Genomic DNA, 16,062 nt, shown 5'->3' on the forward strand with positions numbered 1-16,062 from the left:
CGTTCCGAGGGCCTGTCTGTCATCAGCCGAGGTGTCGGACCCGATCAGACGAGGTCTCGCCAGTCGACCGGTCCGGTCATGGCGGCGGGGATGCTGATCGCCTCGGTCGGCGGCACGATCATGGTCGCCTCGTCGCGGCGGTGTCGCAGGACGGTGTTCACGTAGGAACCGACGGCTTCCGCGAGGGGGATGTCGCGACCCTCGTTCTGCGCGAGGAACCAACGGTGCTCCAGAAGTTGGTGGAAGATCTCGGCGGGCTCGAGCTTGCCGCGGAGTTCGCGGGGGATCGCCTTCACCACCGGCTCGAACACGCGGATGAGCCACTCGTGCGCCGCCATCTCCTCGTCGAACCCGTCCTTCCCGAACGAGGCCGAATACGCGTCGAGGTCGTTGAGCAGGCGCCTCGCCTGGTTCTCGCCCGCGTCGAGACCGGTGAGCCGCAGAAGACGGCGCTGGTGATGCCCGGCGTCCACGACCTTCGGCTGGATCCGCACGGTCGAGCCCTCGTCGGTCGTCTTGATCGCGAGTTCCTCGATGTCGAAGCCGAGTTCGTTCAGGCGGTGGACGCGCTCGGTGATGCGCCAGCGCTCGGACGCGTCGAAGGACTCGGAGCCCGTGAGCTCCTTCCAGAGCGAACGGTAGGCGGCGACGATGCCGTTGCTCACGGTGACCGGGTCGAGCTCGGCGTCGGCGCGTCCGCCGGCCTCGAGGTCGAGGAGCTCGCCGGCGATGTTCACGCGGGCGATCTCGAGGTCGTTCTCACGCTGCCCGTTCGACAGGCCGCCCTCGTAGAGCTTGCCCGTCTCGGCGTCGACGAGATAGGCGGCGAAAGCGCCCGCGTCGCGCCGGAAGAGCGTGTTCGACAGCGACACGTCGCCCCAGAAGAAGCCGACGATGTGCAGGCGGACGAGGAGGACGGCGAGCGCGTCGACGAGACGGGTCGCGGTGTCGGGCCGGAGGGTGCCCTGGAAGAGCGCGCGGTAGGGGAGTGAGAACTTCAGGTGCCGCGTCACGAGCACGCTCGGCAGCTCTCGGCCCTTGCGGTCGCTCCGGTTCGTGATGACCGCGAGCGGGTCGACGCAGGGGATGTCGAGGCGCTGCAGGGTGCGCAGCATGTCGTACTCGCCCTTCGCCATCTCCGCGGTCGTCTCCTTGACGGCGATGACGTAGCCGGACAGGTTCGCGAACCGGACGAGGTGGCGCGAGATGCCCTTCGGGAGCGAGGCGATCGCCTCATTCGGCCAGTTCTCGAGGGGGAGCTCCCAGGGGAGGTCGAGCAGCGCCGGGTCGACGGTGGCAGCGGTGATGTTCAATGCGCCGGACATGGTGCGGAGCGCTCCTCGGGGATCGTCGTGCAGAGACTGGACAAGCGAAAACGACGATGGCCGAGCGATCGGAGACCGACCGCTCGACCATCGTCGGCGGGAAACTAGATCGAGGAGGACACGACCGGCTTGTTGCCCAGACGCTCACCCGATGCCGAGTCGAACGCGTGCACGTGGTGCGGCGTCGGCGCGAGGAAGACCGTGTCGCCGATGTGCGCGTGGTTGCGGCCGTCGACGCGGGCGACGATGTCGGTGCGCTTGCCGGAGACCTCGGTGTGCCCGTAGAGGTAGCCGTCGGCGCCGAGCTCCTCGACGAGGTCCACGGTCACCTCGATGCCGGAGCCCGAGTTGCTGGACACGGTGATGTCCTCGGGTCGCACGCCGACCGTGACGTTCTTCGACGGAGCGGCGTCGGTGATCTCGCGCTCGACCGGGATGACGAAGCCGCCGAGCTTGATGCCGCCATCGGCGATCTCGCCCTCGAACAGGTTCATGGCCGGGCTGCCGATGAAGCCGGCGACGAAGACGTTGTTCGGCTTCTCGTAGAGGTCGCGCGGGGTGCCGACCTGCTGCAGGATGCCGTCCTTGAGGACCGCGATGCGGTCGCCCATGGTGAGCGCCTCGGTCTGGTCGTGGGTGACGTAGACGGTGGTGACGCCGAGACGACGCTGCAGCGACGCGATCTGGGTGCGGGTCTGGACGCGGAGCTTGGCGTCGAGGTTCGACAGCGGCTCGTCCATGAGGAAGACCTGGGGCTGACGGACGATGGCTCGACCCATCGCGACGCGCTGACGCTGACCACCGGAGAGCGCCTTCGGCTTGCGGGTCAGGTAGTCCTCGAGGTCGAGGAGCTTGGCGGCCTCGAGCACACGGGTGGCACGCTCTTCCTTGCCGACACCGGCGATCTTGAGCGCGAAGCCCATGTTCTCGGCGACGGTCATGTGCGGGTACAGCGCGTAGTTCTGGAACACCATCGCGATGTCGCGGTCCTTCGGCGGCACGTCGGTGACGTCGCGGTCGCCGATGAAGATGTGGCCGTCGTTGACCTCTTCGAGGCCGGCGAGCATGCGGAGGGAGGTGGACTTGCCGCAGCCGGACGGGCCGACGAGGACGAGGAATTCGCCGTCGGCGACCTCGAGGTTCAGCTTGTCGACCGCGGGGCGGGTGCCACCCGGGTAGAAACGGGTTGCGTTGTCGAACGTCACAGACGCCATGGTTGTTCTCCTTCACCGGCAGGTACGTGCCGGACGATCCGTTGTGAATGGACGCGAACCCGTCATCGATGGCCGGTTCGCCGTCCCAGTATGCCACGACCTCCTGTGAATGGAAGGTGCTGCGGCCAGCGGATCTCCCGGCGGACGCACAGCCGGCTCCCGGCCTGGTTTGGGCCTCTCCCAGGCGGCAGGTCTACGATTACTCTGTTTGGCGCTGCCTCGTCTCCGCAGCGCGAGCCCCCCGAAACGAGGATCAATGTCTGGCGCTGGATCGCAGAACCGACCGACCAAGAACGAACGACGCGACGCGGCACGCGAGAAGGCGCGGGTGCTGCGCGAGCAGCAGAAGCGCCGCGACCGCCGCAACCGGGTGCTGCTCCAGGGTGGCATCGTGCTCGGTGCGCTCGCGATCGTGGCGGTGGTGGCGGTCATCATCGTGACGTCGATCAAGCCCGCCGGACCGGTCCCGACCGCGGCCAAGAACGACGGCTTCACCGTCTCCGCCGGCTTGCAGCTGGTCGGAGCCCCGGCCAGTGCGTCGACGCCCACGCCGAGCACGACCGACGATGCGGCCGCACCCGCGGAGCCTGCCCCGGCCGAGACGCCGGCAGCCACCGAGACCCCCGCCGCCGACGGTGTCGAGATCGCCGTCTACCAGGACTTCCTCTGCCCCTATTGCGGTCAGTTCGAGACCACGAACGCCGAGCAGGTCAAGGGTTGGCTCGAGGCCGGTGCCGCGACCTACACGGTGCACCCCCTCGCAACGCTGAGCAACCTCTCGCTCGGAACGCAGTACTCGCTGCGCGCCTCGAACGCGGCGGCCTGCGTCGCGGAGTACTCGCCGAACGACTTCTTCTCCTTCAACACCGCACTGTTCGAGAACCAGCCCAAGGAGAACACCGAGGGCCTGACCGACGCCGAGCTGAAGTCGATCGCCAAGGGCGTCATCTCCGGCGGCGAGAAGAAGATCAACGCCTGCATCGACGACGGCACCTACAAGTCCTGGGTGAAGGACTCGACCGACCGTGCGCGCAGCGGCCCGCTGCCCGGGACGGACGTCAAGAAGGTGGAGGGCACGCCGACCATCCTGGTGAACGGCAAGCAGTACACGGGCTCACTCACCGACGCCGAGCAGTTCGCTGCGTTCGTCCTCGCCGTCTCGAGCGAGAGCTACTCCACCGGCACGCCGACGCCGGGTGCCAGCGAGTCGCCCGTGACCAACGGCTGATCCGCCGCCATCGTAGGATGGACGAGACCGGGGCCAGCCCCTGTCGGCCGACGTGGCGCAATTGGTAGCGCAACGCTCTTGTAAAGCGTAGGTTACGGGTTCAAGTCCCGTCGTCGGCTCCATTTGGCCCCGTGATTCCGCGGAAGTTGAGCAATCAGCTTCGGGAATCGCGGGGTCATTCGTTATTTACTCGTGGTTTTCATCACGAAGGACTGCAGGATTTCAGTGGCATCAGGCCCCTCGTGGCGCTGCTGTACGTAGTGACTGTTGGCCACTTGTTCCGAGGAGTGACCGAGTTGGTCCTTGGCGGCACCCACGCCGAGCTGATCCCTGAGGACGGTAGCCACGGCTTTGCGGAACGCGCGAGGCGTGACATCCGCCCACTCGGTCCCCTGAAGGGATCCTCGCCACTGGGTGCGGAAGTTGTTCGGAGACCGGAAGGTGCCCGTCGATGACGGGAAGACGAACTCAGAGTGCGAGTTCAGGCGGCGCTCAAGCAGCATCTCCGCAGCGAAGGGCGGCAGCTTGAGCGCCCGGCGAGAGGTATCCGATTTCGGCCACTCCTGAACCGCGAGTCGACCATCAAGCCCGAGCGCGACCGTTCGTTCGATCGAGACTGTAGGGGGATCGGCGGCGAGGTCCAGATGCCTCCACTCAAGCGCGAAGAGCTCACCGGTTCGAGCGCCCGTGGCAGCGAGCATGCGCGCGACGTCGAACAGGTCGGTTGTCCGTCGCGCGCCGCGGCCATCGACGCCGGCGTCCCACGCCTGGAGATGGGCGAGCACGGCTTGAGCATCGCTGCTGGTGGGTGCTGCCACGCGTTTCCGGGTCATCTCGATGGTCCCCACGTCGCGGACGGGGTTTGACCTGACTGCACCATGACGGGTCGCAAGCGCGAACATCTGGGACAGAACGACGCGCGTGAGCTTGGCCGTGCTCGGCCCGCTGGACTTTGCGAGCGCCTTCAGGAACCGGTCGAGTCGCGGCACTGTTGCCTCGTTCAGGCGCACGTCGCCGAGCCCGCGCACGATGTGCTTTGCGACAATCTCGCGGTACTTGACGATGGTTCCGGGGGAAAGGTCGCGCTCCGCCGTCTCCGCGAGCCAGAGCTTCGCGAGGAGTGCGACGCGGGATTCGCCCGTAAGGTCATCGCCGGCCGGAGCTAGTCGATCCTTGAGTGCCTGCACGAGAGCGCGTTCCGCGGCGGCGGGTGTGGAGCCCTGGCGCTGCATCGGACGAGTTACGCCGTCGCTGTCCCGGTAGTAAGCGACGGCAGTGGGCTTACCTCCCACAGTTGTGCGGCGGATCCGGCCCCACGTTTCGAGCACCAATGGGGGTCGAGCCATCACTCGCCCCGGTACTCTTCGACGTCGCTGCCGTCGTCGCCCGCGTCTGGGTCGCCCTCCATATAGATCAGGCGGTACGTCTTGCCGTCTTCGCCAGTCTCGAGTTTTGAGCGATGGTTCGAACCGACTGGAGCCCCTGACTCATCGATAATCGGACCCACAACTGTGTGTGCGACTCGCCTGGGGTCTTCGCTGGCAGGTCGACGGCTGGATGACCGGTCGAGCGTGGGGTCGTCTTCCATCGCAAGGACCACGCGGCGGCGTATTTCCTCGATCCGTGCCTCGACGTTCGGGGGGACTCTCAGACCGTTCCAATCCCACATGCCGCCTGGCACGCGCTGCAAGAGGTCCCGATAGTCGTCGATGAGGTCTTGCACGTACGCGCGGTAGAAGTCGTCGCTTAGCATCTCCGCAGTGACGCCAAAGCTGTGAAGCGGGCCGTCGGAGTGCCGAACGGACCCCCGAGCATCTTCCGCCGCCTTGGCAGCAAATGCGCCTCTGTCTGATCTGGCATCCTCGATCGCTTGTACCTGCTTGAGTGAGCCTTCGGCTCTGAGCAGAGACGTCATCAATGCGCGCGCGTCGTTGGGGATCTGAAGCCCGTGCCATGCGTTCTCGGGCGCGTAAATCGAAGTCGCGAACAGGTACTCGACGTTCGTCAGGCCGGCGTATCCGTCAGCAAGACCTTCCAGGGCGACCGGCTCGAAGGGGCTGGACATATCGACGAGAAGGGCGATGGGGGAGACGTCAAGCCCGCTCGCAACGAGGGCAAGTTCGGTGGCAGTGAGGTCTCGTTTCCGACCGCTCTCGACGTTGGCGATCACACCACGCGTGATGTCCGAGCTGGGGATCGCTTCCGCCAGCTGCTCTGCCGTCATGCCGCGCCACCGTCGAACCGCGGCAAGGCGCCGGCCAACGAGACTAACCGACTTCTTTGGAGCCTCATCTTGTGTCATAACTGCACTCTACATCGATACGGTGCGTCGGTGTTGCACTTTCTCGTGACCGGACGTATGGTGACTGCACAAGCGCAGTAACCGCACTAACGCCCAGTTGAATGTGCAGTTTTGACACAATGACGTTGCTTGCCTGAGCGTCCACATTCAATCGGGCCAGACCGAACGGAACCCCATGGCACACCCGAGCCCCATGTTGACCCTGCCGGAAGCAGCCGCCTACCTGAGGGTGAGCGAACGCACTCTCTACGACTGGCGGTGGAAGAGGAAGGGACCACCCGGAATCAAGGTCGGATCGCTCGTTCGATACCTGGTCGCCGACCTCGATGAGTGGCTAGGCGTCGGAGCCGCGAGCTCCGACCAGCAATGACCCGCAAAGAAAAAGCCTCGGAAGCTGCGCCAACAGCCCCGAGGCAGAAACCGCAACCCTCGCAAGAAAGAAGCAGATCTATGACAACCACTATGCCACAAGCAGAGTCCGCGAACCAGAGACCGGTCGAGGACACTTCACTGCACGGGATGATCGACCTCACAGCCCAGCTGCAGGGCCAGATCCAGAACGTGTACGACGAGATGGACGGTCCGAGCGATCGTGTCATTGGACACGAGCTGCCTGCACCGGACCCCGAGTTCGACATGATCCACGTGAGTGATGACGTCCCGTTCAGCGGATGCGTTGGCCCCTGGATCGTCGAATGCGACACCGGGGCTCGTCACCTTGATGCCGGCGAGGCCGTCGCCTACGCCGCTGCCCTGTCCGCAGCCGCCCGCCAGGCTCGCATCCTCAACGCTGACGGCTGCGTCGTGTCCGTCCCCGACGAGGGCCGGTTCAAGCAGGGCACGGGGGAGGGGAAGCCATTCGCTGTGGCTCGCATGATCGAGGCCGGCCAGCCCGATCGGTTCGTCCACGCACGCGACGTCACCAGTGATCACCCGCTCGAGTCCCGTCAGACCGGGTACGCGTGGTGCAACGACGGCTTCGGCTTCATCTACTGCGGCACCTTCGAGTGGTTCGGCGAGGAGATCGTCGACGGCGCTCGCCGTGTGCTCCTCAAGGAGGCGCCCCGTGGGTAGGCAGTGGAAGGCGGGTAGCAAGGCGCCGCTCGAGGGCAAGCCGTTCGCGCAGTGGAAGCTGCGGGAGGTCGACCCGCCTGAGCGAGTGAAGAGCAAGCACATCGTGCCGCTCACCGATCGTGACGAAGGTGACGTCTGGGAGTACATCGCCGTGATCGTGTTCGTGCCGATCCAATCGGAGGTCTGGGTGCACTTCGCGCCCGGAGCCACCGACGCCGACCGGCGCACCGCATGGGCACACGCGATCGAGCTGCGTGACTCAGTCGAGTCGCTCGACTCATACTCCCCGGTCGAGCTTCCAGGACAGGGGACGGTCTACGAGTCGACCATCGGCTACCGCGTGCACGGCACGCGCTGCACCGTCTTCGGCTGCCAGACGTTCGACAGCTGGCACGTAGGTGAGAACCACAACGCAGACCACGTCGCGGAGGACATCCGCGCTGAGGGCTACCGGGTGCGTCTGGTGCTCCGCTACGGCGACTGGGTCCCCGAGATCACTCTCGCGGCACACCGCCTCGACACCGCCATCGAGGCGTCAGCTCTCGCCACTGACATCGAGTGGCTCATGCAGGCCCGGCGCAAGCTCAGCGCGGCCGGCATCTCTCGTTCAAACATCGACTCGTCCGAAGGGACAGCAGCATGACCGCACCAGTCCAGTCGACCCCGCTCGACACGTTGAAGCAGACAGCCAAGCTCGTCGAGGACCTGCTCGACATCATCATCGACGACTTCGGCGGGAAGTACGGAGTCGACGATAACGACGAGGCGTACACGATCGCCGATTCGATCTCGATGGTGCTCACGAAGGCGCTCGCCGAACACATCCCCGGCATCAGCTGGAACCAGGACGTCGCGATGCGCTCGTACGACAACGACGCAGCACGGCAGGCCGTGCAGACGTTCGACGACGGGACGCCTATCTGGCGCCTCATGGATCACGGGGAGTCCAGCAGCTACTACTACCCGCGCCGCGATGGCGCCCCTGAGGAGCACGCCCAGCGCATGCTCGAGCTCATCAACGGCGGGAAGGGACGCCACTTGCACGCGGTGACCTCACTGCCCGGAGACGCGCCCGGACCCGACCCCAGTTCCGAGCCGTCGGGGAACTGGACCGGGGCGGAAACGATCGACAACATCGACACCGCCGTGCAGCGGCTCAACGCCGCAGCGGAGCCCACGAACGCCAGCCAGCACGTCGAGGTCATGGCCGGCCTCGCAGAGTGGGAGTTCGACGCTGAGGCGCTCGCCGCAGTCGGTGTCGCGGACGAGCGTGTCGCCCGGGATCTCGTCAACCTGCTCCACGCTGCGACGCACGCCGTCCGCGGCGACGTCAACCCGAGCATCATCGTGCAGTCCGTCGGCATCATCGGCGGACGCATCGCTCACCGCATCGCGGGGGTGGAGCGTTGAGCTACAAGGCCACCGGGTGGGCGTACGACCTACCCATCTCCGGCCCGCGCAAGGGCGTCCTCGTCGTCCTCGCTGACATGGCGGATGAAGCCTTCTCCTGCTACCCGGGGCAGCAGAAGATCGTCCACATGTCCGGATTCTCCGAGAAGACCGTCCGTCGGGCTCTCGCGTCGCTCGAGGAGGACGGGCTGATCTCGCGGGAGCAGCGTCACGGCCGGAACGGGTACCGGACGAGCGATCGCTACATCCTCCACGTGGGCCTCGGCCTACCGGTCACAGAGCCTGCTGGTCAGAGTGACCACCGGTCAGAGAGTCCGAGCCTACCGGTCACTCTGTCCCTGCCTACCGGTCAGAGTGACCGGGCAGAGGAATCACCAGTAGAACCACTAGAAGAACCACCAGTGGTCAACGGCCAGGCCGGCCCCCTCATCGAACTGTCCAACTTGGACACCTGGACCGAGTTCTGGTCGATCTACCCGCGGCACGTGAAGAAAGCGCGCGCTGAGACGGCCTACCGAGCGGCGATCAAGGCTGGTGTGTCAGCGGAGACGATCTTGGAGGGCGCTCGGAAGTACGCAACGTCGGTCGCGGGCAAAGCACCGGAGTTCATCGCCCACCCGTCCTCGTGGTTGAACGACCGCCGCTGGGATGACGAGTACCCGACCACGCCCAGCGCCACCGGGTACGACCGCGCGAAGGAGTTCACGCCAGATGACTACTCCTGAACCCCCAGTCGAAGCGGAACGGTCCGTCGTCGGTCTGGTCCTCGCGAAGGGCGCCGAGATCCTCGACGAGATCAACCTCTCGTCCGACGACTTCTCGAACATGGACCTGGCGACGATCTTCGAGGCCGCGACCCGGCTCCACGCCTCGGGAGCACCCGTCACCCGAGCGACCGTCACAGCGAAGGTCAAGCCGGCGCTCGCCGCAGACATCGTCGAGCTGTCGATGGACTACCAGTTCGACCGGTACGCCCTGCAGCAGCACGCTCAGCTCGTCGCCCGCTACGGGCTGTACACACGCCTGGTCGAGGTCGGGCACACGTTCGCCGAGGGGATGAAGGATCTCGACGAGCCCGGGGACATGATGGAGTACGCCCGCCGTGTCGTCGACCAGTCCGAGGGACGCCCCTCGACGAGGCTCCGGTACGTCCGCGACATCATCCCCGACGCGATCGCTGCGATGCGCGCCGAGACGACGTTCGTCCCGACGCCGTGGCAGGGATTGAACGACATCATCGGCGGACTCCGGCCCGGCAACCTGATCGTGGTCGCGGCACGACCCGCGGTCGGCAAGTCCGTCGTCGCGAACGCCCTCGCCCTGTCGCTCGCGCAGCTCGGGCACGTCGCATACTCGTCGCTCGAGATGTCTGAGCAGGAGGTCGTGCAGCGCCTCCTCGCTGACCAGGCCGACGTCAACATCGGTCGAATGAAGGACAACCGTCTCGAAGCCGACGACGTCGCCCGGATCCGCGAGACGTCAGCGCACCTGCACATACCGCTCGCGATCAACGACCAGGCGGGCATCGGTCCGTCCGAGCTTCGATCCTGGGTCCGGGCCGTCTCACGTGAAGGAAAGCTGTCCGGCATCGTCGTCGACTACATGCAGCTCATGTCGACGAAGTCGAAAGCGTCGCGGCAAGAGCAGGTGGCGGACTTCTCCCGGCAGCTCAAGCTCCTGGGCAAGGAGTACCAGGTGCCCGTCATCGCCCTGTCACAGCTGAACCGTGAGTCCGAGGGGCAGATGGGCCGAGCCCGCCCGAAGATGTCGCAGCTGCGGGAGTCCGGAGCGATCGAGCAGGACGCCGACGTGATCATCCTCCTGCACCGCGAGGCCGACGAGGACGGGCACCTGTCCGACACCGAGATCCTCATGGACGTCACGAAGAACCGCCACGGCCGAACGGGGTTCAAGACGTTCGCATGGAACGGATCCCGCTCCCGCATCACTGACTACCCAACACTCACCCCAGCACCGTTCCACAACCCCGACGTCCGGAGGACCGCATGACCGACACCACCATCGCCCCCGTCCTGCCCTGCATCAACGGCTGCATCCGCAAGGGCACCGAGGATACCGACCACCCGGAGCCGCTCGTCGCGAAGCGGGGCATGTTCTGCCTCAGGTGCTTTGGCAAGGCCGAACGAGCCCTCCGGGAAGTTCCTGAGCTCGTGGAGCATGTCGTCTCCAACTTCCCGGGGACGATCACGAAGGTCTCCGACGACGTCCGAGTGAGCGGATCCTCGGAACGCTCGCTCGGCGCCTTCTCGGAGCAGGCTTGGGTGGACGCTGATGCGATCTACTCGGCGCTCGCCGTGTACTCGGCCCACTGGGCGAAGGCCATGGCCATCAGCCCGCCAGCGCCGGCACGTCGATCGTGGCGGGACGAGCACGGATACGTTCTTGGCCTGCCGGGCAGCATCTCGCCAGCAGATGCTCGTCAGACAGCAGGCGTCATGTCGGACTGGCTTCTCATCCACCTGCCGCAGATCTTCACCTTCGACCAGGCGTCCGTGAACGAGTTCATTGAAGCCCTGGCGCCGATCGGTTCGATCGCTGCTCGGTGGCCGATGGTTGAGCGTCCGCGAACGTCTCCGATGCCGCACGTGCAGGTTTCGATCTGCAACGGTCAGATCAAGGTGTGGCCGGCCGGCTTGCCGGGAACGGAGGTCTACGCGGTGTGCGAGAAGTGCGGCTACCAGTTCGAACTCGACGAGTACGAAGAAGCCGTTCACGCATACCTAGTAGAGCAGCAGGAAGCGAAGCGAGCGCACCAAGCCGCTACAGCTCGAGCGACCCGTGAGCAGAACAGTGCCGCGAACGTGCAGAAGCATCTTCTCGAGAAGTACGGACAGATTGTGGGGCACGCATCATGATGTGCAGTGCGCTGACCACCAACAACGGCGCGCGCGATCGCAGCGTCGTCAACACTGGGGGAGGGAAGGGCAACCACGAATGCTTGCGACCCGTCGTTCCTGACATCCCGATCAGCCTGTGCGCGTTGCACCTGCTGCTCGCGGCTCAGAGCGTCGACGAACTTGGAGGCCCGAACGCAGTGATGGCCATCGCTCGACGGGAAGCATGAGAGTTCAGAGGGGCAGTGGTCCTGACAGGTGATTGCCCCTCTGTATTCTCCGGTCAGGAAGTGCGCTTCTGGAACTCTTCGTCGTCTTTCGCAAAAGAGTCAAGCAAGTCATTCGTTGCAATCAGGCCTTCTAGAACTTCCGGCTTGGGATCATCCCCGACAATGTAGGCACCGACGCTGTCCATGATTTCGGACAGGGTGTTCCGCTGGGCAACCTTGCCGGGCACGTCTAGCTCGCCATGCGAGACGGCTAACCACGTGTGGTTGATTGCTCGAACGCCCTGGACAACGACGTCCCGGACGTGGGCGTCGGGTAGCTTGCGAGCCTGCACGGTGATGGCATTCGCAAGGTCAGAATCGTATTTGTACGAGCCCCAACCATTGGGGTCGGCGGCGAAGGCAGCTTGCATCTTTCCTAGTCTGTCGAGCAGGTCTTGAGCGTCCCGGACACCATGTCGCCGGAGTGAAACCTCCCGTTCCTCCTCCAGCTGCTGGGCGTGCCGAGCGGCTTCGAACTCCCGTTCTTCCCTTCGGATGCGAGCCGCTTCCTGCACGTCACGTTCGTGTTGCTCCAGGAGGTCCTGTTTCGCTTCCGCCCTGATCCCGTCCTCACGCTTCTCCTTGTGGAGAGCAAGGAGAAGCGTCGAAGCGGCTGTCACGACAGACGCGACCACGACGCTACTGATGAGGGTGAGCCAAGGATCCATGTTCCAACGGTAGGGGAAGTAGCAATCAATCACGGCGGAGGACTTCGTCGAAGTGCCACGAACTTGACAACATGCCCGGCCCCCGGTGCGCTACACTAGACGTGCTTGGTCCTTCCCGCCCGCTGGCGTGAGGGGCCTTTTGCGTCGCTGGACCAGACAGCTGGGAGGGCTCGCAGACCTATAGTCGTGTGTTCGCCTCAGACCCGGCTAGGCTCAGCCCATGCCGTCGCCGACCGAGCCGGAAGCACTGCTTCCGTTTCAGCAACTCGATCTGAACGCCCGAAAGGGGCGCTTCGGAATTGTGTACATGAGAGCAATCGCTGGCCAAGCGGGTTGCGGATTCAATGAGACGCCCTCCGGTGAGGACACGCTCGCGATTGACTACAGCTTGGAGTTCCCAGAGGGACCGGTTCGCGTCCAGGTCAAGACCACAGCCGCGCAGGCGATCGACGGCGATGGCGAGTTTCTGACCTTCAGCGCTGAGGACAAGTGGATCGAGAAGTGGTCCAGATGCATGGTCCCCGTCTACTTCGTGATCGTCGTTGTTCCTAGTGTCAGCGACTCGTGGTTGACTCATGACCTGGCAGGCACTCAGATGGTTCGAACCGCCGCCTACTGGGCGCGCCTCATGCCTGACTCCTTCGAAGGCACCAAGACGATCAAAGTCCCGCGCATCCAGCGAGTAACGCTGGAGACGATTCCAACCTGGCACGCTGACCTGCTAGCGATGTACGACCCGACGCCTGAGGAGGACGCAGCGTGAGCGACGCGACCGTTACTCGGCGGGACCTTGCTAGCTTCCTCGCCCGCAACGGCTGGAAGCCCGACCGTGGCGGGCAAGCTGGCGAAATGTGGCGCATCGTTTTGCCACAGGGTCAACATGCCATCGCCGTGCCGTATCTGTTGGACCAGGAGTCGCCTGAGTTCCGCGGCATTGCAGCGCGGTTGGGACAGATCGTCCAGAGGCCAGCTCGCGACATCACGGACGAGATCGAACGCGAGTTCCAGGACGTGCAGAACTTCAGAATCGGAGATCCGTTCGTCACAGACGACTCAGTCTTGCTTGACAGCGCTTCGACGGTTCTGGTCTCGGCGAAACGAATGGTTCGGGCTGCAGCCACTACGGCTCGCAAGTCTCGCCCGCACATCGGCGCCAACTACAGCGCGCCCGGCGACGAGCTGGCGGCGTTGGTCCGGTTGTCCCATACGAGACGCGGTTCATTCGTCCTGCCCATCGTCATGCCGGTTGAGCCCCCAGAACCTGTTGAGTCGCAGTTGCTCACGGAACGCACTGAGATTGAACCCAGCGAGCGTCGGGTCACCCGAACACTCGCAAGCGCGGTGGCGGCCGTCAATGCGATCGCGGTCCAGCCGGGCCACGAGCCCACGACTGATGACATCGTTCAGCTGGTGCAAAGTGGCGTGAGCAGCGAGCTAATCGGTTCTATCCGCGCCATTGCGGTCCAGCCCGGGCTCCAATCGTTCGATATCGGCTTTCAATGGGCTCCGGGGTTGCGACCGCCCGGGGGCATCCCCGAGCGGGTTGTCATTCCAGATGAAGCAGCGCCGATTCTCGCGCGCTTCGAACAAAAGATGAAAGCCGCTCGCCCGGAGGCCACCGAGTCCGTCTCGGGGCAGATTATTGAGATTCGTCACGTGCCCGGAGAGCCGCTTGGGGAAGTTGCCATTCGAACCATCCGCAACAACCGCAGTGCTGACATTCGCATTACGACCACGGAGGCCGTCGTGCTATCTGCGCACGACTGGGCTAAGGACTCGCGCGCTGTTATCGCTCGGGGAAAAATAGTTAGCGCCCCCGGCCGGCCGCTATCGATGCCTCAGCCGGAGCGGGTGCAACCCATCGACGTTCTTTTCACGCGCGAGTAGCCGCTCACGCGCGTCAACAGGCTCGCGTTCCAGTCTCAGCGTCACCACCATGCGAGAAGCGACCAGTAGCACCCCCGGCACGCCGAAGACACAGTCTCGGCAAGCCCGGACGAGGGTACAGGTCAGCCAGTGACAGCCAACACGCTCGAAGACAGGAACGCGACACACGACCCGCAATGCAAGCTTGTCGGCTCAAGCAGCGGGGTAGACAGTGAACCGACTAGAGCAGTTTCATACAGTGGCCTGCCGGGTGAGATCCCAAATAAAGCTGCCGTCCCGCCTCTGGGTGGCGCAACGATCGTAGGCGGCTGTCAAGTCGCACCTTCTCCGATCAGGCGCCACCTCAGAGTGCTACTTCGGTGGGCATACACGCACAGGCCGTAGAGCCACACACACGCGTCGTCACTGCCCACCACAGAACCCGGGAGGCTGACGTGCTCTGGACGAAGCGACGTGCGCCGGTGACGAGGCGCGAGTGGGCACTCAGGATTGCGCGCAAGATCGCCAGACGCAACGCGGGGCTAATGCGCCGGCTGGCCGCACGATGACTGACACCTGGTCAACGGTCACCCACCCCAAAGACACCCACCACATCCCCAACCACGACCTCATCGACCACCAACCCGACGAACACTGCATCTGCGGACCAACACACCGCAGTGACATGAGCAGCGGGGTGCTCAGGTGGAACGTATGGCACCACAGCCTCGACGGACGGGAACGTGATGAGTGAAACCTGGTCCATTCAGAACGGCCACGGCCTACCCGATGGCGACACGATCGGCCACGAACTCGGACCCGAATGCATCTGCGGACCCAGTAAGCAGACCGTCAGCGCATGGGGCATCGACGTCGCCACGTACTGGCAACACGCCAGCCTCGACGGGAGAGAAGCGCATGAGTGAGCTCGCACAAGGTGGCATCCTCCCAGGCAAGCCCGGAGACCGCATCTGGGGAGAGCCGGAAGGACTCGAGACGTTCGTCCCGTTCACCGATGAGCAGCTGGCACGCATTAGGCGCAACGCACAGCTCGTCACCTTCGACAGCATGGGTAGCCCGATCTACCGCCACCAACTCCCACCCGAGGGAACCCAGCGATGAATGCTGAACAAGAAGACCACGCACGGACAGCACTCACCACGGCAGGGATCATCGGGGACAAGCAAGACACGGCAGTCAGCAACCTGGCCGGGATGACCGAAGGATGGGCGCCGGCCAAGGAAAGCCACCCCCTCCACACATAGACACCCCGGGGGTAGCCGCATGCCATGGGACAACAGCCGCCCCACCCACGTGCCACCACGCATCCGTGACGCCTGCCTCAACCGCGACGCACACCAATGCACCGCGTTGATGAGGGATGGCACACGCTGCACCGAGACAACCAAGCTCGAAGCAGCACACATCAACCAATGGCAACCCGCCGAACGCATCACCGTCGACGACGTACGCACACTCTGCCACTGGCACCACAACAGAGAGACACAAGCCCAAGCAGCAGCAGCACGACGCAAACGCGGCAGCTCACGACACCCCAAAGAGCAACATCCCGGCCTGACCTGACCCCAAACGGCAGGCGACCACCCCGACCACCCCCTCCCCCCGGGTCACAGGAGCGCGGGGAGTTGCTGTAATTCCCCCTGGCTACGGGTCTGGGGGTTTTGGGGCGCTGGTGGCTGAGATTCGCTTTCACGGCTTCTGACCGAAACGGTTTGGGGTCTTCACCCGAAACGGGAGATGCAGTCATGGCAGGTAGAGGTCCAGCGCCGAAGGATCCTTCGAAGCGTGCTCGCACGAACAAGGATGTGGTCCCGCTTCGGGTGGTTGAGG

The 16,062-nt window shown here is 64.7% G+C and carries 17 protein-coding genes and 1 tRNA gene; 13 read left to right on the top strand and 5 right to left on the bottom strand.

Going from position 1 to position 16,062, the window contains the following annotated elements:
• Positions 1 to 44: 44 nt before the first annotated feature.
• Together BWO91_RS06100 and BWO91_RS06105 are read right to left on the bottom strand one after the other, a co-directional pair.
• On the bottom strand, positions 45 to 1,325 hold the full coding sequence (locus tag BWO91_RS06100; RefSeq protein WP_064296363.1) for a DUF4032 domain-containing protein: 1,281 nt from the start codon (positions 1,323 to 1,325) through the stop codon (positions 45 to 47).
• Positions 1,326 to 1,429: 104 nt separating this feature from the next.
• Positions 1,430 to 2,539, bottom strand: coding sequence for an ABC transporter ATP-binding protein (locus tag BWO91_RS06105; RefSeq protein WP_071261188.1), 1,110 nt, complete (start codon positions 2,537 to 2,539; stop codon positions 1,430 to 1,432).
• Positions 2,540 to 2,795: 256 nt separating this feature from the next.
• Between BWO91_RS06105 and BWO91_RS06110 the strand changes: the two genes are divergently transcribed.
• Together BWO91_RS06110 and BWO91_RS06115 are read left to right on the top strand one after the other, a co-directional pair.
• The gene (locus tag BWO91_RS06110; protein WP_079001817.1) at positions 2,796 to 3,767 is read left to right on the top strand and encodes a DsbA family protein; all 972 of its coding nucleotides are present in this window, start codon (positions 2,796 to 2,798) and stop codon (positions 3,765 to 3,767) included.
• A 46-nt stretch (positions 3,768 to 3,813) separates the two neighbouring features.
• Positions 3,814 to 3,889: transfer RNA gene (locus BWO91_RS06115), tRNA-Thr, on the top strand.
• Between the two features lie 60 nt (positions 3,890 to 3,949).
• Here the strand turns inward: BWO91_RS06115 and BWO91_RS06120 are convergent.
• Together BWO91_RS06120 and BWO91_RS06125 are read right to left on the bottom strand one after the other, a co-directional pair.
• The gene (locus BWO91_RS06120) at positions 3,950 to 4,954 is read right to left on the bottom strand and encodes a site-specific integrase (RefSeq protein WP_167620442.1); all 1,005 of its coding nucleotides are present in this window, start codon (positions 4,952 to 4,954) and stop codon (positions 3,950 to 3,952) included.
• A 158-nt stretch (positions 4,955 to 5,112) separates the two neighbouring features.
• Positions 5,113 to 6,069, bottom strand: a complete 957-nt coding sequence (locus tag BWO91_RS06125) for a helix-turn-helix domain-containing protein (protein WP_153303397.1) — start codon at positions 6,067 to 6,069, stop codon at positions 5,113 to 5,115.
• 175 nt (positions 6,070 to 6,244) lie between these two features.
• On the opposite strand from BWO91_RS06125, the gene BWO91_RS06130 reads away from it, so the two are divergent.
• From BWO91_RS06130 to BWO91_RS06160, 7 genes are all read left to right on the top strand, one after another.
• Entirely contained in the window at positions 6,245 to 6,439 is a 195-nt protein-coding gene (locus BWO91_RS06130) for a helix-turn-helix domain-containing protein (RefSeq protein ID WP_079001823.1), read from the top strand.
• 149 nt (positions 6,440 to 6,588) lie between these two features.
• On the top strand, positions 6,589 to 7,143 hold the full coding sequence (locus BWO91_RS06135; protein ID WP_079001825.1) for a hypothetical protein: 555 nt from the start codon (positions 6,589 to 6,591) through the stop codon (positions 7,141 to 7,143).
• Positions 7,136 to 7,786, top strand: coding sequence for a hypothetical protein (locus BWO91_RS06140; protein WP_079001827.1), 651 nt, complete (start codon positions 7,136 to 7,138; stop codon positions 7,784 to 7,786). The genes BWO91_RS06135 and BWO91_RS06140 overlap by 8 nt, the downstream gene beginning before the upstream one ends.
• Positions 7,783 to 8,553, top strand: a complete 771-nt coding sequence (locus tag BWO91_RS06145) for a hypothetical protein (protein WP_079001829.1) — start codon at positions 7,783 to 7,785, stop codon at positions 8,551 to 8,553. The genes BWO91_RS06140 and BWO91_RS06145 overlap by 4 nt, the downstream gene beginning before the upstream one ends.
• On the top strand, positions 8,550 to 9,278 hold the full coding sequence (locus tag BWO91_RS06150; RefSeq protein WP_079001830.1) for a helix-turn-helix domain-containing protein: 729 nt from the start codon (positions 8,550 to 8,552) through the stop codon (positions 9,276 to 9,278). The genes BWO91_RS06145 and BWO91_RS06150 overlap by 4 nt, the downstream gene beginning before the upstream one ends.
• On the top strand, positions 9,265 to 10,563 hold the full coding sequence (locus BWO91_RS06155; RefSeq protein ID WP_167620443.1) for a replicative DNA helicase: 1,299 nt from the start codon (positions 9,265 to 9,267) through the stop codon (positions 10,561 to 10,563). Before BWO91_RS06150 ends, BWO91_RS06155 begins: the two co-directional genes overlap by 14 nt.
• Positions 10,560 to 11,429: a hypothetical protein gene (locus tag BWO91_RS06160; protein WP_079001834.1), complete on the top strand. Its 870-nt coding sequence runs from the start codon at positions 10,560 to 10,562 to the stop codon at positions 11,427 to 11,429. The genes BWO91_RS06155 and BWO91_RS06160 overlap by 4 nt, the downstream gene beginning before the upstream one ends.
• Positions 11,430 to 11,691: 262 nt before the next feature.
• Here the strand turns inward: BWO91_RS06160 and BWO91_RS06165 are convergent, their stop codons facing one another.
• Positions 11,692 to 12,345 carry a hypothetical protein gene (locus BWO91_RS06165; protein ID WP_153303398.1) on the bottom strand — a complete coding sequence of 218 codons (654 nt, stop codon included), beginning with the start codon at positions 12,343 to 12,345 and terminating at the stop codon, positions 11,692 to 11,694.
• Positions 12,346 to 12,565: 220 nt separating this feature from the next.
• On the opposite strand from BWO91_RS06165, the gene BWO91_RS06170 reads away from it, so the two are divergent.
• From BWO91_RS06170 to BWO91_RS06180, 4 genes are all read left to right on the top strand, one after another.
• Positions 12,566 to 13,108 carry a DUF4365 domain-containing protein gene (locus BWO91_RS06170; protein ID WP_079001838.1) on the top strand — a complete coding sequence of 181 codons (543 nt, stop codon included), beginning with the start codon at positions 12,566 to 12,568 and terminating at the stop codon, positions 13,106 to 13,108.
• Positions 13,105 to 14,232 (top strand): hypothetical protein, encoded by a 1,128-nt coding sequence (locus BWO91_RS06175; protein WP_079001839.1) that lies wholly within the window; start codon positions 13,105 to 13,107, stop codon positions 14,230 to 14,232. The genes BWO91_RS06170 and BWO91_RS06175 overlap by 4 nt, the downstream gene beginning before the upstream one ends.
• Positions 14,233 to 14,957: 725 nt before the next feature.
• Positions 14,958 to 15,137 (top strand): hypothetical protein, encoded by a 180-nt coding sequence (locus BWO91_RS19615; RefSeq protein ID WP_153303399.1) that lies wholly within the window; start codon positions 14,958 to 14,960, stop codon positions 15,135 to 15,137.
• Positions 15,130 to 15,333, top strand: coding sequence for a hypothetical protein (locus tag BWO91_RS06180; protein WP_079001841.1), 204 nt, complete (start codon positions 15,130 to 15,132; stop codon positions 15,331 to 15,333). The genes BWO91_RS19615 and BWO91_RS06180 overlap by 8 nt, the downstream gene beginning before the upstream one ends.
• Positions 15,334 to 16,062: the final 729 nt, after the last annotated feature.

Source organism: Plantibacter flavus, from assembly GCF_002024505.1.
GTDB lineage: Bacteria > Actinomycetota > Actinomycetes > Actinomycetales > Microbacteriaceae > Plantibacter > Plantibacter flavus_A.

What these genes read in the sequence shown, in the direction of transcription:
- BWO91_RS06135 (WP_079001825.1), top strand. Translation starts at nt 6,589, where the DNA reads ATGATCGACCTCACAGCCCAGCTGCAGGGCCAGATCCAGAACGTGTAC.
- BWO91_RS06145 (WP_079001829.1), top strand. Translation starts at nt 7,783, where the DNA reads ATGACCGCACCAGTCCAGTCGACCCCGCTCGACACGTTGAAGCAGACA.
- BWO91_RS06100 (WP_064296363.1), bottom strand. Translation starts at nt 1,325, where the DNA reads ATGTCCGGCGCATTGAACATCACCGCTGCCACCGTCGACCCGGCGCTG.
- BWO91_RS06170 (WP_079001838.1), top strand. Translation starts at nt 12,566, where the DNA reads ATGCCGTCGCCGACCGAGCCGGAAGCACTGCTTCCGTTTCAGCAACTC.
- BWO91_RS19615 (WP_153303399.1), top strand. Translation starts at nt 14,958, where the DNA reads ATGAGTGAAACCTGGTCCATTCAGAACGGCCACGGCCTACCCGATGGC.
- BWO91_RS06180 (WP_079001841.1), top strand. Translation starts at nt 15,130, where the DNA reads ATGAGTGAGCTCGCACAAGGTGGCATCCTCCCAGGCAAGCCCGGAGAC.
- BWO91_RS06165 (WP_153303398.1), bottom strand. Translation starts at nt 12,345, where the DNA reads ATGGATCCTTGGCTCACCCTCATCAGTAGCGTCGTGGTCGCGTCTGTC.
- BWO91_RS06130 (WP_079001823.1), top strand. Translation starts at nt 6,245, where the DNA reads ATGGCACACCCGAGCCCCATGTTGACCCTGCCGGAAGCAGCCGCCTAC.
- BWO91_RS06125 (WP_153303397.1), bottom strand. Translation starts at nt 6,069, where the DNA reads ATGACACAAGATGAGGCTCCAAAGAAGTCGGTTAGTCTCGTTGGCCGG.
- BWO91_RS06160 (WP_079001834.1), top strand. Translation starts at nt 10,560, where the DNA reads ATGACCGACACCACCATCGCCCCCGTCCTGCCCTGCATCAACGGCTGC.
- BWO91_RS06110 (WP_079001817.1), top strand. Translation starts at nt 2,796, where the DNA reads ATGTCTGGCGCTGGATCGCAGAACCGACCGACCAAGAACGAACGACGC.
- BWO91_RS06155 (WP_167620443.1), top strand. Translation starts at nt 9,265, where the DNA reads ATGACTACTCCTGAACCCCCAGTCGAAGCGGAACGGTCCGTCGTCGGT.
- BWO91_RS06105 (WP_071261188.1), bottom strand. Translation starts at nt 2,539, where the DNA reads ATGGCGTCTGTGACGTTCGACAACGCAACCCGTTTCTACCCGGGTGGC.